Source organism: Phytohabitans sp. LZ39 (genome assembly GCF_059359075.1).
This window is the reverse complement of the sequence record NZ_JCADBM010000008.1, coordinates 189,173-204,187: the sequence shown is the minus strand read 5'-3', so window position 1 is coordinate 204,187 and position 15,015 is coordinate 189,173. Positions and strand designations below refer to the sequence as shown.

Below are 15,015 nucleotides of genomic sequence, written 5' to 3'. Positions count from 1 at the left end.
GTCACGCCTGTAAAGCTCTACTCCGGTCGGGAACAGCACGCCACAGCGCGGCGGCCAGCCAGACGCAGCCCGCCGCGAGCAGGGCGCCGTGTGCTATGCGGATCGGGGCGGGCGTGAAGAACTGGGGGAGGAAGAGCAGCAGGCCGAGCCCGAAGAGCAGCCCGCTCGACCGGGGCAGCACCCCCGAGCGGTGCGCCGCGACGGCCGTGAGTACACCGCCGAGAGCGAGCACGAGCAGGCCAACGCCGAACATCGTGATCGCGACGGGCTGGTTGCGGACCGCGTCGACGGCGGCGAGGAAGTCGAAGCGCTCGCCGTCCGCGTAGCGGCGGGCCAGCGCGTGCAGGCCGAAGTCCTCGGCGCCGTAGTAGGGAAGGACGAGGCCGGCGCCGACCCAGGTGGTGACGGCGGCGGCCGTCGCCGGGCGGCCACCGGCCACGTCGCGGAGGGCGAGCAGGCCGAGGGCGGCGAGCACGAAACCGACCATCGCGAACGCGTGCGAGGCGACCCATGCGCCGGAGCCCATCGAGGCGACCGCGCCGTCCACGGTGGACTCGTCGTGCCACGGGCGGACGGCGGGGTAGAGGAGGAACAGCACGCCGGCGGTGGCGAGCGAGACGGCGCCGAGCTTGTTGCTACGTTTCATAGCCAAAAAGCTAATAGCAATAGCTGGAGGCGTCAAGCGCCTGTGGCCGGTGCCACGTGAGCGCCGTACTAATCGGTCTGAGTAGGCCTTTCGGCGGCCAGGGCCCGCAGCACGTCGGCGACCGGGCCGAACGTCAGCACGCCGCTGCCCGCGCCCGCCAGCTCGCCCGCCGCCGGCAGCAGGTCGTCGTACACCTGGCGCATCGCCGTGCGGTCGCCGAGGGCGGTGGCGGCGCGTGCGGTGAGGCACAGGCGGGCCTCGCGGAGCAGGTCGTGCGGTGACTCCGGCCGGGATCGCAGCGCCTCGGCCGCCGCGTCCGGGCGGCCCTCCGCGAGCAGTTTCAGCGGGCGGGTCCAGGGCTCGTACGGGCCCCAGTCCCATGTGGACCACTCCACTGTGGTCGGCTCGCGCAGCGAGAGGAGGGCGAGGGGGAGCAGGCCGCGCTCCATGCCGGGCATCCCGCCGGCGGCGAGCTTCGCCTGCGCCGCGTGGTAGGCCGCCTCCGCCTCGCCGCGCCGCCCTTCCACGGCCAGGCGCAGCCCGGCGTACCAGGCGGTGAAGACGCCGACCAGCGGCAGCTCGTAGCGGGCGGCGAGGTCGTCGGCGGCGCGCGCGTGCGCGTCCGCGGCGGCGAGGTCGGCCAGCGCGGCGTGCGCCTGCATCGCGACGAGGTGGCCGAGCACCTCGAACGTGACGAGGTCGCGCCCGGCGGCCACCTCGACGAGCTCGGCCCCGATCTCGGCCCGCTCGGCGGCCAGCCCGGTGCGCCCGAACGCGTGCATGAAGCGGGCGTTGAGCGCGAAGGCCAGCAGCGTGGGATCGCCCTCCGCGCGGGCGAGGGCCTCCGCCTCGCGCGCCGCCCGCGAGCCGCGGTCCGTCGTGGTGCCGCGCAGTTCGAGCGCGAGGGTACCGAGCAGGCGTGCCCGCCGCGCACCGTCCTGTGTGGGCAGTGCGCGTTCGGCCGCGGCCACGATCCGGTGGGAGAGCGCCTCGTCGTCGTTGGCGGTCCAGATCGCCGGCACGACGAACCCGGCGAGCACGTCGGCGACGAGCCGCGGGTCGTCCACCGTGGCCAGCGCGTCGACCGCCTCGGCGCGGAGGCGGCGGGCGTCGTCGAGGTGTCCGGTGACCGCGCGCGCCCGGCCCAGTCCCATCAAGGCTTCCAGCCGCCCGGGTAGGTCGGCGCCGCCGGTCCGGTCGTGCGCGTCCACGGCCTGGCGCCACAGCCGGGCGGCGGTGTGCGGGTCGGCACGGCGCTCCGCGTCCTCGGCGGCGGCCCGCGCGTACCCGGCGGCGCGCGGCGCGGTGGCCCGGCTGGCGGCGAGTCCGAAGTGGTGGGCGAGCGCGGCGTTGTCGTACGGACGCACGTGTTCGATCGCCTCGCCGGCGGCGGCGTGCCAGCGGGCGCGGCGGGGCGTGGAGAGGTCGCCGTACAGCGTGTCGCGCACGAGGATGTGGGTGAACCGCGGCTCGGGCCCGTCGCCGCTCAGGAAGCCCGCCTCCACCGCGCGGTCCAGTGCGTCCAGTGTGGAGGCTTCGTCGCCGGTGAGCGCGGCAAGCACCTCCGGGTCGACCGCGCGGCCCAGCACCGCCGCCTGCCGCAGCACCGCCCGCGCCGGCTCGGGCAGCTGGGCGAGCCGGTGGCGGATCACGTCGCGCACGCCGGCGGGCACCGCGTCCGGCTCGGTGTCGCCGGTGCCTTCGCCGGCGAGGAGGCGGGCCAGCTCGCGGACGAAGAACGGGTTTCCGCCGCTGCGGTGGTGGATCAGCCGCACCTGGCGGGGGTCGAGGTCGCGTCCGGCGGCGGCGCGGGCCAGCTCGGCGGTCGCCGGCTCGGGGAGGCCGCCGAGGTACACCCGGATCGGCTCGACCCGCGCCACGCGGGCGAGGGCCGCGGTGAGGGTGGCGGGGATCGCGGTCGCCCGGAACGTGCCGGCGACCAGCAGCTGGCCGGTGGCCGGCTCCGGCCCGGCGAACACGGCGGTCAGCGCGTCGAGCGTGCCCTCGTCGGCCTGGTGCAGGTCGTCGAGGACGACGAGCAGCGGCCCGCGCAGGCTGGCGGTGGAGAGGCGACCGACGATCTCCCGGTGCAGCCGGAACCGCGCGGCGGCGGGATCGGCGACGAGCTCGCCGGGGCCGAGCGAGCCGGTGATCTGGGCCCACGGCCAGGCGGCGGGCGCGCCGTCGTACTCCGGACTGCGACCCCACGCCACCGACCAGCCGGACGCGGCCAGGCGGCGGGCGAGCTCCTCGGCGAGCGCGGTCTTTCCGGCGCCGGCCTCGCCGGAGATGAGCACGAGGCGAGGTTTGACACCCTCGGCCGCCCGCGCCAGGGTCGCCAGCTCCTCGGCACGCCCAAAGAACGGCGCCGGCGCCGGCGGCTCGCCAATCCGCCCGGCGATGCCCACCGAGGCGAGCGCGGCGGCGGTCTCGGCCCGACCAACCGCACCGGCGGGCTCGAGCGCCGCCCGGCCGGCGGCGGACGCGGGCGCGGCGGAGGTGGGCGCAGCCCCGCCGACACCGGGAGCCTCGGTGGGGGCGGGCGAAGGGTTCAGGCGCGGGGACTGGGCCAGGATGTCGGCCTCCAGCTGGCGCAGCGCCGGCCCCGGGTCGAGGCCGAGCTCGCGAGCGAGTGTCTCCCGGGCGCGGCGCAGGGCGGCGAGCGCGTCGCCCTGGCGGCCGGCGCGGTACAGCGCGGTGGCCAGCAGCCGCCAAGCCTCCTCGCGCAGCGGATGGGCGGCGGCATGAGCACCGAGGTCGGACGCGGCTTCCGCCGCCCTTCCCAGCGCGAGCAGCGCCTCGGCCCGCCGCTCCACGGCCAGCATCCGCAGCTCGTCCAGCCGGTCGATCTCGGCGCGGGCCCAGGGCTCGGCGGCGAACTCGGCGTACGCCGGCCCGTGCCACAGGGCGAGGGCCCGCTCCGTCCCGGCCAGCGCGTCGCCGGCGGGAAGCCGCCCCGCCTCGCCCACCGCCGCCTCGAAGCGGGCGGCGTCGACGGCGTCGGGCGTGACCCGCAGCACGTACCCGGGTGGGGCGGTGACCAGCAGGCGGGCCGGCTGCCGGGGCGGGCGATCGGGCTCCAGCGCCCGGCGCAGGTCGGCCACGAACGTGCGGATCGCCGCGACCCCGCCGTCCGGCGGCTCCGTCCACAGGTCGCCGGCGAGCCGGTCGACCGGCACGACCCGGCCGCGGGCGATCAGCAGGCGGGCGAGGATGGCCCGCTGCCGGCCGCCCCGGAGCGGCACCGGCTCGTCACCGCGCGCCGCCGCGAGTGGCCCGAGCACGGTGAACGTCACGTCGGGCCTGGTCACGGCCCCACCGTAGCCGGTACTCATCCGTTGCTCAGCCATTGCTGATCGCCGCCGCGCAGGCTGGACCGCATGACACTCCAGATCACCGGATTCGAGTACCACCGGGTGCCGGTCGCCGACGGCGTCGCGCTGAACGCGGCGGTCGGTGGGTCGGGCAGCCCGGTCGTCCTGTTGCACGGCTTTCCGCAGACCCACCTGATGTGGCGGCACGTCGCCGCCGACCTGGCCGCCGACCACACCGTCATCGCACCCGACCTGCGCGGCTACGGCGCCAGCGACAAGCCCGCCGACCCGGACGGCACCGCGTACGGCAAGCGGGCGATGGCCGCCGACGTGGTGGCGCTGGCCCGCGCGCTCGGGCACGAACGCTTCGCCCTGGCCGGGCACGACCGGGGCGCGCTGGTCGCCGTCCGGGCCGGCCTCGACCACCCCGCGAACGTCACCCACCTGGCCTCGCTCGACGTGCTGCCCACCCTCGACATGTGGGACGTGCTGCGCGGCACCACGGCGGCGATCGGCTTCCACCTGTACCTCATGGCGCAGCCGCCCGGCCTGCCGGAGGAGCTGATCGGCGCCAGCCCGGACGCGTTCTTCGGCCACTTCCTGGACATCTGGACCCGTGACCCGGAGGCGATCCCGGCCGGGGTGCGGGCCGAGTACCTGGCGGCGTCACGCGCGGCGGTGCCGTCGATCGTCGCCGACTACCGCGCCTCGGCCGGCGTCGACGTCGAGCACGACCGCGCCGACCGCGCCGCCGGCAACACCCTGCGCATGCCGGTGACGGTGCTCCAGCAGGACTGGGGCGCGCTCCTCGGCTTCGACGCGGCGGCCCTCTGGCGCGCCTGGGCTCCCGACCTGCACCACGAGACCGTCTCCTGTGGACACTTCATGGCCGAGGAGGCCCCGGCCGAGGTGGTGAAGGCCATCCGCGCGCTGCTGTCCCGCTAGGCCCGCTGTACCACCGTGGGGTGGCGCAGCGGTGCCAGGTCGTCGATGGCGCCCTCGTCGAGCAGGGCGAGGAAGGCGTCGGCGACCGCGGGGTCGAACTGCGTGCCGCGGCCGCGTTCGATCTGGTGGCGGGCTTCGTCCTCGCTCAGCGCGGAGGCGTACGCGCGGTCGGCGCGCATGGCGGCCCACGAGTCGCAGACCGCGATGATGCGGGCCTCGATCGGGATGTCGTCGCCGCGGAGGCGGGCCGGATAGCCGGTGCCGTCGTAGCGCTCGTGGTGCGCGCCGACCAGCGGGGCGAGGTCGGCCCGGTCGCTCAGCTCGGTCAGCAGGCGGGCGCCCTCCTGCGGGTGGCGGCGCAGCACCTCCCACTCGTCGTGGCTGAGGCGGGCGGGCTTGGTGAGGATCGCGTCGTCGACGTTGATTTTGCCGATGTCGTGCAGCCGGGCGGCCGCGGCCGTGCGGCGCAGGGCGGTCTGGTGCAGGCCGAGGCGTTCGCCGGTGAGCAGTGCCCAGCGCGACACCGCCGTGCTGTGCTCGTGGCTGCCCAGCTTGGCGTCGATCTGGTCGGCCAGCCACACCAGCGCCTGCGGCAGGTCGGGGTCGGTGTCCAGCGCCAGGTCGGCGAGGCGGCTGGCGGCGGCGACCTGGTCGCGACCGCGGGCCTTGGCGCGGTAGAGCGCGCCGTCCGCGTCGTGGATCAGGCCCTCCAGGTCGCCGTGCGGCCGGCCGCCGCGGGTGCCGGCGCTGGCGACGCCGAGCGACGCGGTGAGCCGCACCTCGCGGCCGGGCACGGCCAGCGGCGTGCGGGACAGCGCCCGGCGTACCTGCTCGGCGACCTCCAGCGCGGTGTCTTCGCCGGCGCCGGGCAGCAGGCACACGAACTCCTCGCCGCCGTAACGCGCGACGAGGTCGCTGGGGCGTACCGCGCGGCGGATCCGCTCGGCGGCCTCCACCAGCACGCGGTCGCCGGTGGGGTGGCCGCAGGTGTCGTTGACCTTCTTGAACCGGTCGAGGTCGATCATGATGATGCTCATCGGGGTGCCGTTGCGCTCCGCGCGCTCGGCGTCCAGCCGCAGCATCTCCTGGAAGAAGCGCCGGTTGTACAGGCCGGTCAGCCCGTCGGTGATGGCCAGCCGCTCCTGCTCACGCAGGGCGGTGGCGAGGGCCCTGGCGAGGCGGGTGCGGTCGCGGGTGACCAGCACCTGCCGCAGCAGCAGCCCGCTGACCAGCAGCACCGCGATGACCAGCGTGGAGTGGGTCAACCGGCTGTCGGTGACCCGGTCGGTGACGGCGATGCCGATGATCGAGAGGACGGCGACCGCGGCCGGCAGCACGGCGAGGTCGCGGTCGAGCCGCCGCACCTCCGGCTCGGGCTCGGTGTGCCGCGCGGCGACGGCCGCGGCCATGCAGAGCAGAACGGCCTCGGCCTGCCAGCCGAGGTTGATCCAGCTCGTGTCGCCGTACGAGTGGATCATGAAGAGGTAGGTGTAGCCGGCGTCGGTCAGGCCGGCCACCGCGAACCCGGCGCCGGCCAGCAGGAACGACGGCGGCACCGTGCGGTGGCCGCAGAGCCCGACCGCGACGAGTGCCGTGACGATCGAGACCGCGAGCAGCGGCTGCGCGAACGTGACGATCGCGCCCGCCTTCGTCGTGCCGGGCATCAGGGGGCCGATCACCAGCGCCCAGCCGACCGCGCCGAGGCCGAGCGTGACGAGGGCAGCGTCGACCATGCACCGCACCTGCCGCTCGGCCCACGTGCCGCCGAAGCCGATCACGATGGCGGGCAGGGCCACGGCGTACGAGGAGAGGTAGGCCACGTCGGCGACGGAGGGCGACGGGGCGCCGCCCGGCCGGGTGTAGGCGTAGACGGTCCAGATCAGCTCGCCGACCAGCCACAGCAGGTTGGAGAGCGCGAGCAGCCACCAGGCCGACCGGAGCCGGCCGCGGGCGCGCCGCGCGGCGAAGTAACAGAGCGGGACCAGTAGTACCAGGGGTACGAGGTACACCACGTTGGCGACGAAGCGGGCCAGCGTCTCCGAGTCCTGGCTCAGGCCCGTGAGCACGGCGAAGATTGCGAGCCACGCCATGCCCGCGATGGCCATCAGGCGCACGAAACGCGGTTGCTCCACGTCGCCTCCATGTGGGTCCGCCTCCTGCGTCCCGGCCAGGCCGCAGGAAATGTATTCTGGATCACACCCTCACGTTCTGTGTACCCCCAAACACGCACAAATATGGGAGCACAGGTATAAACCCGCGCCACGGTAGGGGACTTTTCTCCCGCGGGCAACATGCGACCCCTGGGCGTGGAGGTGGGGTTGTCCCTACCCCAAGACGGTGGCAGGCACCATCGATTCGCCGGCGCGTCGATTCCAGACTCAGGTCATGGTGGCGAGAAGGGCGGGATTCCGATGCCGGCGATCGCTCGGATGATCCTCGCCGTCCTGGCCGGTGGCGCGCTGCTCTCACTGGCGGTGCTCGGCGGGATGGCGCTGTGGGTGTGGCGGCGCGGTGGGTTCGGGGTCGTGGCGAGCGTGCTGCTGCGCACGCTGGCGGCGGTCGGGGTGGGGCTCGGCGGATGGTTCCTGGCGATCCTGGTGGTGGCGGGCATGCGGCCGGAGCTGATCGCGAGCACCGGTCTCGCCGCGGTGGCGTCGGGGATCGCGGCCGGGCTCTGCGTGTACCTGGCCTGGGTGCGGCGCGACGCCAGCCCGCGCCTCCGGTACGGCGGCCTCGTGGGGGCACTGGCCTGGAGCCCGGCCGGCGCCTGGCTGGGCGGCCACGCGATCGAGGGCGTGGCGGGGGCGCTCACCGCGATCGTCGGCGCCGTGCTCGCCGCCAACCTGGCATTGCTGATCGTGGACCGGGGCCGGGCCCGCTCAGACGAACGGCTCGGCGGTCGTGGCGAGCGCCTGGCGTACCAGGTCGACGAGTGGGACCTCCGGGTGCTCCAGCCATTCCTGGTTGGCCACCCGAACGGCCGCGAGGAAGGTGGCGGCCAGCAGCCTGGCGCGCAGCGGGCCGTCCGGCGCGGCCGGTAGCCGTCCCGCGATCACGCCGGAGAGCTCGCGCTCGGCCACCGCGTCACCCACGACCTGGCCGCCGCCGGCCTGCCCACGTCGGGCGGCGGGGGAGCGAGCACGCTCAACCTCGACGCGCTGCCGGAGACCGTGCGGCACATCGTGCGGGCCGCGTACGGCGATGCGACCGGTCACATCTTCCTCATCTCGGCCGCGATCGGCGTCCTCGGCGTGATCGCCGCCGCGCTGCTCAAGCCGGCACCGCTGCGCACCAGCCTCGACTCCGTCTCCAGCGCCCCGGCGGAGGATCCCGTTGGCGTAGCGGGGCACTAGCGAGGGGAGCGGACGGTGTCGCACCAGCTGTCGAGCAGTACGGGCCACGCTGGGCGCCGCCACCGTTCGAGCGCGGCACCGACGGACCGCGCGTGATCCTCGTCGGCGTCGACGGCTCGGACACCTCGATGCGCGCCGCCGCGTACGCCTGCGGCCTCGCCCGGCGGCAGCGCTGCCGGCTGGTCGTGGCGTACGCGGCGCCCGTGCAGCCCTGGGCCTGGGCGATCCCCGGCGCCACGCCCATGCTGGACGCCACCCACCAGGAGGTGGAGGCCGGCCTCCGCGGGGAGATCCGGCAGATGGCCGAGGAGATGCGGATCCCGGTCAGCTTCGTGTCCCGCCGCGGCGACGCGTACGGTTGCCTGCGCCAGGTCGCCGCCGAGGTCAAGGCCGACATCGTCGTGGTCGGCGCGTCCACCCAGGCGCACCACGCGTTCGCCGGCTCGGTCGCCAGCCGCCTGGTCCGGCTGGGCCGCTGGCCGATCACCGTCGTGCCGTGACAGCCGCGGTACCCGGAGCCCCTGTTTTTCAGCCCAGCCAGGCCGCGACGAGGACGAGTGTGGCGGCCGCGGCGATGGTGCTCAGGACGATGGCGTCGCGGGCGAGGGATACGGCGCGGTCGTAGCGGCTGGCGAAGACGAAGACGTTCTGCGCGGTCGGCAGGGCGGCGGTGACGACGGCGGCGAGCAGCGCCGGCCCGGTCAGGCCCAGGGCGTAGCGGCCGATCAGGTAGGCGATGAGCGGCTGTCCGAGCACCTTGAGCGCCACCGCGGTGTAGCGGTCGCGGCCGTCCTCGCCCGCGGTGAACGGGCGGCTGCCGCGCAGCGACATGCCGAGCGCGAGCAGTGCCAGCGGCACCGCCGACGAGGCCACCAGGTCGAACGGGCGCAGCACCTCCTCCGGCGGCCGCCAACCGGTCGTGGCGATGAGGATGCCGGTGGCGGAGGCGAGCGTGAGCGGGCTGCGCAGCGGCAGCATCGCGAGCGCGCGCGGGGAGGGCCGTCGGCCGCCGGTGGTGACGTCGAGCACGGCCAGCCCGATCGGCGCGGCGAGCAGCGTCTGGAAGAGCAGCACCGGCGCGATGAACGACACGTCGCCGAGTACGTATGCGGCGACCGGTATGCCCAGGTTGCCGGCGTTGACGTAGGAAGCGGCGAGCGTGCCGACGGTGAGCGTGCCGGCGTCCGGTCTGTCCTTTTTGCGGTGCGCCAGCAGCATGATCGCCAAGTAGGCGCCGGCGACCAGCACGGTGCTGAGCACGAACGCCGCGAGTGCCCCGGTGAACACGTCCCCCGGCGACGAGCGGACCAGGGTGGTGAGCAGCAGCGCGGGCGCGGCGACGAAGAACACGAGCCGGGCGAGCACGGTCGGCGCGGACGGGCCGAGCAGTTCGTACCGGCCGACGAGATAGCCGACCAGCGTCACCACCCAGATGGCCGCGAAGCCGGCCAGCACGCCACGCACCGGGTAAGCATGGCGGGCGGTTGCGAAGCGCCCGACGGGGTACGGGTGGCATGAGGGGGTGACCACACATGGCGGTTGTCAATCCGGAGCTGGAACGCGTGTGGCAGGAGTTTCACCGTGCGGTCAACATGACGTCGCCCCAGCTGCGGGACTGGCTGCTGGCCGAGACGGCGCTAAACGACACGTACGACTCGGAACCCGGCGTCGACGTCACCGATCTCGGCAACCGGGTCCTCCAGGTGCTGGGCAAGCGGCGGGTCGACCTGACCACCGCGGACGTCGGCCTGATGCGCGAGGTGACCGAGCTGATCAACCGGCGGCTCTCCCAGCGGCCGGCCGACCAGGTGGACCAGGAGCCGTGGCGGCACAGCCTCATGGCGGTGGGCCACGACCCGTGGCGCGACGCCGGGTAGGGAGCGCTCGGCCGGGGTACTGGAAGGCATGAGATCTGTGACCGACCCACCGGCGCCGCCGCAGCCCGGTCCGCCGCCGCGGCCGCCGTCCCCGGTCGAGCCGCCACCGCCGGGGCCGCCACCCGACCCCGCACCCGTGCCCCCGCCGGCACCCGGCCCGTCACCCACCGACCCGACCGGCCCCGTGCCGCGATAGGGAAGCTTCGGAGTCAGGGTCGCGGTCCGTGGTGGCGTTTTCTTCGAGGCATATTGCCCACGTCGGCGTCAGCTGCGGACCGTATGCTCCCGCGGGCACCGTTCCCGGCCGGCGGCTCGCAGCGCTCGCCGAGATCCCCGGCCGTCCACTGCCAGGTCCGCGAGACAAGCCCTGCCATCCTGACGCACCGTCACCAGCCCAGAGGTCGGGACTTCGAGATCTAGGAGACTTGGGGTTGAAATAGCGCCCCAACTCTCCTAGATCTGGAATTTCGCGCCGCTTACACCGTTGTGGCGGTTACTCGCGGCGACGAAAACCCGCCGCTTTCCCAGATTGCCGATCCGGGAACAGACATTGTGGACAAATGCTGACCGCCGTGTGGCGCGACCTCAATCCGGCCGCCCCCTTCTCCCCCGCCGCTTGCGCGCAGGGTTAGCGCGACCAACGGCGGACGGGTGAGGCCGCGGGAAACGCACCCCAAGAAAACGCTCCGCCGCGCTCCACGTTCCCCCGGGGACCCCGCGCGACGGTCTGGACCACGACGGACGTCGCGGTAGCTCACATCTCTGTCTGAACAGGGATTCAGGGGTCGAAGCCACCTCGACTCCGAAGGGTCTCTAGTGCGGTGACCACACACCTTCGCCGGGGGAGCCGCCCACCACGGCGGCGCGGGTGTCGCGCACCGTGGCGCCGACGGGGTGGAAGCCGCTCGTCCGCAGGGCGTCCGCCACCTGGGCGGCGATGGCCTCGACGGCCGCGTGGGCGGGGCGTTCGGCGAAGACGTGGAGGGTGCCGCCGGGTGCGAGGAGCCGGCCGATCCGGTCGAGGAGGCCGGGCGGCGTGGCCAGCCAGAAGAGGCTCACGTTTACCGCGAAGACCGTGTCGAACGACCCCTCCGGCAGCTCGGTCGCCGCGATGTCGGCCTGCCGGACCTCGACGGTGCCGGCGGCGACGTGTGCGGCGTTTCGCTCGCGGGTCTGGCGCACCGCGCTCGCCGCCCGGTCGACGGCCAGGATGGTCCCGGTGGTGAGCCGCTCGGCGACGAGTGCCGTCGCCGTGCCGCCGCCGCAGCCGATCTCGAGCAGCCGGCCGGCCGGTCGGACGGCCAAGGTGTCCACCACCCAGCGTTGCCGGTCCACCCCGCGACCCGCCATGGTCGCGAGCCTACGTGGCGGCGGCGCTCAGCCCGTGTTGAAGTTGTCGTCCACGTCGCTGCACAGCTGGCGCATGCTCTCGTCGAGCACGTCCCGCACGTCTGCCGGGTCGAGGTCGGCCCCGTCGGCGCTGACGACCACGTGCACCCGGCTGCCGCCCGCCGCGTCGTCCTCGACGCGGGCGGTGCCCCGCACGTGCGGCGGCTCGAGCGACCGCAACGTCAGCAGCATGTCCTCGGCCACCGCGTCGACCTCGCACTCCGTCGAACCGAGCGGCGCCACGAGGCGCACCCGGTCGGGACCGCGCCGCTCCAGGTACACGCCGAGGGGCAGCCACCGGTGTACCCGGTCGGGGTCCGTGAGGTTGTTGAAGACCACCTCGGACGGCGCGTGAAACCCGTATCTGCCACTGATCTCCATAGCTGGGTCATACCCAGTGCGGCCGCGGTTACCGGGGACGGCGGCGGGTATGCCGGACGCATGTCTGAGCGAACCCCTGGTGAGAGCGGCGAAACCCTGGACGAGGAGATCCTGCGCGACGGTGGCCCGACGCGCGGCCACGGCGCGGTGACCACCACCGGCGGCACCGCCGGCCCGGCCAGCGTGCGCCGCCGGACAAACCGGGACACCGGTGACGGAAAGGTGGCGCCGACCACCACCGGCGACGCGACCAGCGGCGGAATGAGCACGCCCGCGGGCGGCACGACGAGCGACGGCACGAGCGGCGGCGCGACGGCGGGAAACTTCACCGACCGATGAGTCGGCGGCTCCCGGAGAGTCTGACCGGTCACGATAAGACGATCATCGACTCCGAGGAGCGGCACCATGAGTGACACCACGACCGGCCGGTACGCCGACGTCAACGGGATCAGCCTCTACTACGAGACGCACGGCACCGGGCGGCCGCTGATCCTGTTGCACGGCGGCCTCGGCACCGGCGAGATGTTCGGCCCGATCCTGCCCACGCTCACCGAGCGCCACCAAGTGATCCTGGTCGACCTACAGGGCCACGGCCGCACCGCCGACATCGACCGGCCGATCGACATCGCGCTGATGGCGGGCGACGTCGCCGCCCTCATCGACCACCTGGGCCTTGACCGCCCCGACGTCGTCGGCTACTCGCTCGGCGGCGGGGTGGCGCTCCAGACCGCCGTGCGGTACCCGGAGAAGGTGGGCCGGCTCGTCTCCGCCTCCGCGCACGTGCGCACCGACGCGATCCCCGCGGAGATGCGCGAGCAGCAGGGCCAGGTCAGCGCGGCGGCGGCGGAGTTCATGAAGGACACGCCGATGTACCAGTCGTACGTGAAGGTCGCGCCGCGCCCGGAGGACTTCCCGCGGCTGCTCGACAAGATCGGCGAGGCGATGGCGCAGGACTTCGACCTCACCGAGGAGGTGCGCGGGCTGCGGGTGCCCACGCTGATCGTGGCGGCGGACGCCGACATGGCCCCGCCGAGCCATTTCGTCGAGGTCTTCAAGCTGCTCGACGGCGGCCTGCGGGACGGCGGCTGGATGGGCGAGGGGCGGCCGAAGGGCGGCCACGCGCTCGCGATCCTTCCCGGCCTCACGCATTACAACCTCTTCATGTCGCCGCTGTTCGCCGCGGTGACGCTCGCCTTCCTCGACCAGGAAGAGGCCGTCTGGGCCGGTTAGCCGCGGAGATCACTGGGTACGGTCAGGGCGTGGAAGAACTCGGCGAACCGGTGGCATACACCGTCCTGCCCGACGGTGTGCCCGTGCACGACAGCAACGGCATCCTCGCCGGCGAGGTCGCACACGTCCTCGCCGACGAGGGGCCGGACATCTTCCACGGCCTGATCGTGCGCACGCCGGACGGGCACCGCTTCGCCGGCCGGGACCAGATCGCCGAGCTGCGCCGTGGCGGTGTCGTGCTGGCCGTGCCCGGCACCGAGCTGCGCGAGCCGAGCGCCGACCCGGTCGCCGCCGAGGCCGACCGCCCGGTCGGCGAGCAGCTCCAGGAGGGCCTGCGCCGGGCGTGGGACTGGGTGAGCCAGCCCCGTTAGCTTGACAGACACTACATTCGCATATTTCGATAGCTGTTCCCGGTGGCTTTTTTTGTGGGGGACGGCATGCGAGTCCTGGCGGCGGCGATCCTGGCTCTCGGCGGCGTGGTGGGTCCAGGGGCGGGCACGCTGCCCGCGCCCACCGACCTCAGCGTGGTGGGCGGTGGCGAGACGGCGGTACTCACCTGGCGGCAGCCGCCGGGCGAGCGCGCCCGCGCCTTCCGCGTCTACGAGGGCGACGTCGAGATCACCCGCAACACGACCACCTCGGCGCAGCTCACCAACCTCGGCTTCGCGCGCACCCGCACGTACACGGTCACGGCCGTGGACGGCGCGGGCCGCGAGTCGCCGCACTCGGCCCCGATCAGCCGGTGGATCGGCATTTCGGGCGTGCCCCCGACGTGTCCGGCGGCGCACCCGAGCGGCCTCGTGGCATCCGGCGTCACCGCGTCGGCGGTCACGCTGACCTGGACCGGCAACGGCGATCCGGGCACGAACATCGTGCGTGGCGCGCCCGCCGGCCCGATCTCCACCGACGGGTCCGGGGTGCGTGTCGGCGGGCTCAGCCCGGCCACCACGTACACGTTCGAGGTCACCCACCTCCCGGGCTGCTTCGGCCCCATGCCGCCGCCGCTGCGGGTCACCGTCACGACCGCGCCGGGGGTGGGCGGCGCGCCCGCCCCGCCGACCGGCGCCGCGGTGACGGCCGCCACCGACACGACGCTCGCGCTCGCGTGGCAGCCGCCGGCGGGTGGCGCCGCGCGCTACGCCGTCTACGACGCGGGCCGCCGTGTCGCCACCACCGCGGGGACGTCCACTGTGGTGCGTGGGCTCTACCACGCCGACCACTACACCTTCCAGGTCGCCGCGCTCGACGCGCGTGGCAACGAGTCACCCGCCGTCGCGGTGGGCGGATCCACCGCCGCGTGCCAGGCCCGCCCGCCGCGCCCGGCCGCGGTCACCGCCACCGCGCTCTCCGCGTCGTCGGTGCGGCTTTCCTGGGTGTACGACGCGGCGGCCTCCGGCTACACGATCTACGACGGTACGGGGGCGGCGGTGGGCGTGAGCGCCGGCACCAGCACCGTCCTGAGTGGACTTGCGTCGGCGACGGCGTACTCCCTCCGGGTGGCCGCGACCCTCGCCGGCGAGTGCGGCCGGAGCGGCGCGAGCGCGGCGGTGGGCGTCACCACGCCGCCCGGCCCCGCCGGACGCGCGACCCGCCCCGCCGACTTGCGCATGGTGTCCGGCGATCCGCTGACCGGTGTGGTGACGCTGGAGTGGACGCAGCCGCCCGGTGGCGAACCCGCGGTCTCGTACCGCGTCTACCGCGGCGCGGAGGTGCTCGCCACCGCGGACACGACGCGGATCGCGCTGGCCCTGCCACAGGCCACGACACAGGTGCTCACGGTGGCGGCGGTCGACGGGCGGGGTCTGGAGTCGGCGCAGAGCGCGCCGCTCACGATCCGCGTGCCGTACCTCCCTCCGCCGTAGTCGTAGCCGCACGCCGCC

At 74.4% G+C, this 15,015-nt stretch carries 16 protein-coding genes; 8 read left to right on the top strand and 8 right to left on the bottom strand.

The features are described 5' to 3' along the window. Position 1: 1 nt before the first annotated feature. Both AC5L36_RS18030 and AC5L36_RS18025 read right to left on the bottom strand, forming a co-directional pair. Positions 2-646 carry a hypothetical protein gene (locus AC5L36_RS18030; RefSeq protein WP_441217437.1) on the bottom strand — a complete coding sequence of 215 codons (645 nt, stop codon included), beginning with the start codon at positions 644-646 and terminating at the stop codon, positions 2-4. A 68-nt stretch (positions 647-714) separates the two neighbouring features. Beyond that, positions 715-3,957 (bottom strand): ATP-binding protein, encoded by a 3,243-nt coding sequence (locus tag AC5L36_RS18025; RefSeq protein WP_441217435.1) that lies wholly within the window; start codon positions 3,955-3,957, stop codon positions 715-717. Between the two features lie 69 nt (positions 3,958-4,026). Here AC5L36_RS18025 and AC5L36_RS18020 point away from each other — a divergent pair, with 69 nt between their 5' ends. Beyond that, complete coding sequence (locus tag AC5L36_RS18020; protein ID WP_441217433.1) at positions 4,027-4,905, top strand: alpha/beta fold hydrolase; 879 nt, start codon at positions 4,027-4,029, stop codon at positions 4,903-4,905. Here AC5L36_RS18020 and AC5L36_RS18015 read toward each other — a convergent pair. From AC5L36_RS18015 to AC5L36_RS18005, 3 genes are all read right to left on the bottom strand, one after another. After that, the gene (locus AC5L36_RS18015; RefSeq protein ID WP_441217431.1) at positions 4,902-7,037 is read right to left on the bottom strand and encodes a bifunctional diguanylate cyclase/phosphohydrolase; all 2,136 of its coding nucleotides are present in this window, start codon (positions 7,035-7,037) and stop codon (positions 4,902-4,904) included. The genes AC5L36_RS18020 and AC5L36_RS18015 overlap by 4 nt on opposite strands. A 251-nt stretch (positions 7,038-7,288) precedes the next feature. Then, positions 7,289-7,747 (bottom strand): hypothetical protein, encoded by a 459-nt coding sequence (locus tag AC5L36_RS18010; protein WP_441217429.1) that lies wholly within the window; start codon positions 7,745-7,747, stop codon positions 7,289-7,291. A gap of 37 nt (positions 7,748-7,784) precedes the next feature. Continuing rightward, positions 7,785-7,961 (bottom strand): acyl-CoA-like ligand-binding transcription factor, encoded by a 177-nt coding sequence (locus AC5L36_RS18005; RefSeq protein WP_441217724.1) that lies wholly within the window; start codon positions 7,959-7,961, stop codon positions 7,785-7,787. 114 nt (positions 7,962-8,075) lie between these two features. Here AC5L36_RS18005 and AC5L36_RS18000 point away from each other — a divergent pair, with 114 nt between their 5' ends. Together AC5L36_RS18000 and AC5L36_RS17995 are read left to right on the top strand one after the other, a co-directional pair. Next, entirely contained in the window at positions 8,076-8,258 is a 183-nt protein-coding gene (locus tag AC5L36_RS18000) for a hypothetical protein (RefSeq protein ID WP_441217427.1), read from the top strand. Between the two features lie 92 nt (positions 8,259-8,350). After that, on the top strand, positions 8,351-8,758 hold the full coding sequence (locus AC5L36_RS17995; protein WP_441217425.1) for a universal stress protein: 408 nt from the start codon (positions 8,351-8,353) through the stop codon (positions 8,756-8,758). Between the two features lie 28 nt (positions 8,759-8,786). On the opposite strand, the gene AC5L36_RS17990 is transcribed toward AC5L36_RS17995, so the two are convergent. Continuing rightward, positions 8,787-9,722 carry an AEC family transporter gene (locus AC5L36_RS17990; RefSeq protein ID WP_441217423.1) on the bottom strand — a complete coding sequence of 312 codons (936 nt, stop codon included), beginning with the start codon at positions 9,720-9,722 and terminating at the stop codon, positions 8,787-8,789. 68 nt (positions 9,723-9,790) lie between these two features. Here AC5L36_RS17990 and AC5L36_RS17985 point away from each other — a divergent pair, with 68 nt between their 5' ends. Next, entirely contained in the window at positions 9,791-10,135 is a 345-nt protein-coding gene (locus tag AC5L36_RS17985; protein WP_441217422.1) for a DUF3140 domain-containing protein, read from the top strand. A gap of 813 nt (positions 10,136-10,948) precedes the next feature. On the opposite strand, the gene AC5L36_RS17980 is transcribed toward AC5L36_RS17985, so the two are convergent. Further along, positions 10,949-11,485, bottom strand: a complete 537-nt coding sequence (locus tag AC5L36_RS17980) for a class I SAM-dependent methyltransferase (protein ID WP_441217420.1) — start codon at positions 11,483-11,485, stop codon at positions 10,949-10,951. Positions 11,486-11,512: 27 nt separating this feature from the next. After that, on the bottom strand, positions 11,513-11,905 hold the full coding sequence (locus tag AC5L36_RS17975; protein ID WP_441217418.1) for an SRPBCC family protein: 393 nt from the start codon (positions 11,903-11,905) through the stop codon (positions 11,513-11,515). 60 nt (positions 11,906-11,965) lie between these two features. On the opposite strand from AC5L36_RS17975, the gene AC5L36_RS17970 reads away from it, so the two are divergent. The 4 genes from AC5L36_RS17970 to AC5L36_RS17955 all read left to right on the top strand — a co-directional run bounded on the left by AC5L36_RS17970 (position 11,966) and on the right by AC5L36_RS17955 (position 14,997). Next, positions 11,966-12,244 (top strand): hypothetical protein, encoded by a 279-nt coding sequence (locus AC5L36_RS17970; protein ID WP_441217416.1) that lies wholly within the window; start codon positions 11,966-11,968, stop codon positions 12,242-12,244. A 66-nt stretch (positions 12,245-12,310) separates the two neighbouring features. Further along, positions 12,311-13,135, top strand: coding sequence for an alpha/beta fold hydrolase (locus AC5L36_RS17965; RefSeq protein ID WP_441217414.1), 825 nt, complete (start codon positions 12,311-12,313; stop codon positions 13,133-13,135). A gap of 29 nt (positions 13,136-13,164) precedes the next feature. Next, positions 13,165-13,506 carry a PRC-barrel domain-containing protein gene (locus AC5L36_RS17960; RefSeq protein WP_441217412.1) on the top strand — a complete coding sequence of 114 codons (342 nt, stop codon included), beginning with the start codon at positions 13,165-13,167 and terminating at the stop codon, positions 13,504-13,506. A gap of 66 nt (positions 13,507-13,572) precedes the next feature. Further along, positions 13,573-14,997, top strand: coding sequence for a fibronectin type III domain-containing protein (locus tag AC5L36_RS17955; RefSeq protein ID WP_441217410.1), 1,425 nt, complete (start codon positions 13,573-13,575; stop codon positions 14,995-14,997). Positions 14,998-15,015: the final 18 nt, after the last annotated feature.

What these genes read in the sequence shown, in the direction of transcription:
- AC5L36_RS18030 (WP_441217437.1), bottom strand. Translation starts at nt 646, where the DNA reads ATGAAACGTAGCAACAAGCTCGGCGCCGTCTCGCTCGCCACCGCCGGC.
- AC5L36_RS18020 (WP_441217433.1), top strand. Translation starts at nt 4,027, where the DNA reads ATGACACTCCAGATCACCGGATTCGAGTACCACCGGGTGCCGGTCGCC.
- AC5L36_RS17985 (WP_441217422.1), top strand. Translation starts at nt 9,791, where the DNA reads ATGGCGGTTGTCAATCCGGAGCTGGAACGCGTGTGGCAGGAGTTTCAC.
- AC5L36_RS17980 (WP_441217420.1), bottom strand. Translation starts at nt 11,485, where the DNA reads ATGGCGGGTCGCGGGGTGGACCGGCAACGCTGGGTGGTGGACACCTTG.
- AC5L36_RS17975 (WP_441217418.1), bottom strand. Translation starts at nt 11,905, where the DNA reads ATGGAGATCAGTGGCAGATACGGGTTTCACGCGCCGTCCGAGGTGGTC.
- AC5L36_RS17970 (WP_441217416.1), top strand. Translation starts at nt 11,966, where the DNA reads ATGTCTGAGCGAACCCCTGGTGAGAGCGGCGAAACCCTGGACGAGGAG.
- AC5L36_RS17965 (WP_441217414.1), top strand. Translation starts at nt 12,311, where the DNA reads ATGAGTGACACCACGACCGGCCGGTACGCCGACGTCAACGGGATCAGC.
- AC5L36_RS17955 (WP_441217410.1), top strand. Translation starts at nt 13,573, where the DNA reads ATGCGAGTCCTGGCGGCGGCGATCCTGGCTCTCGGCGGCGTGGTGGGT.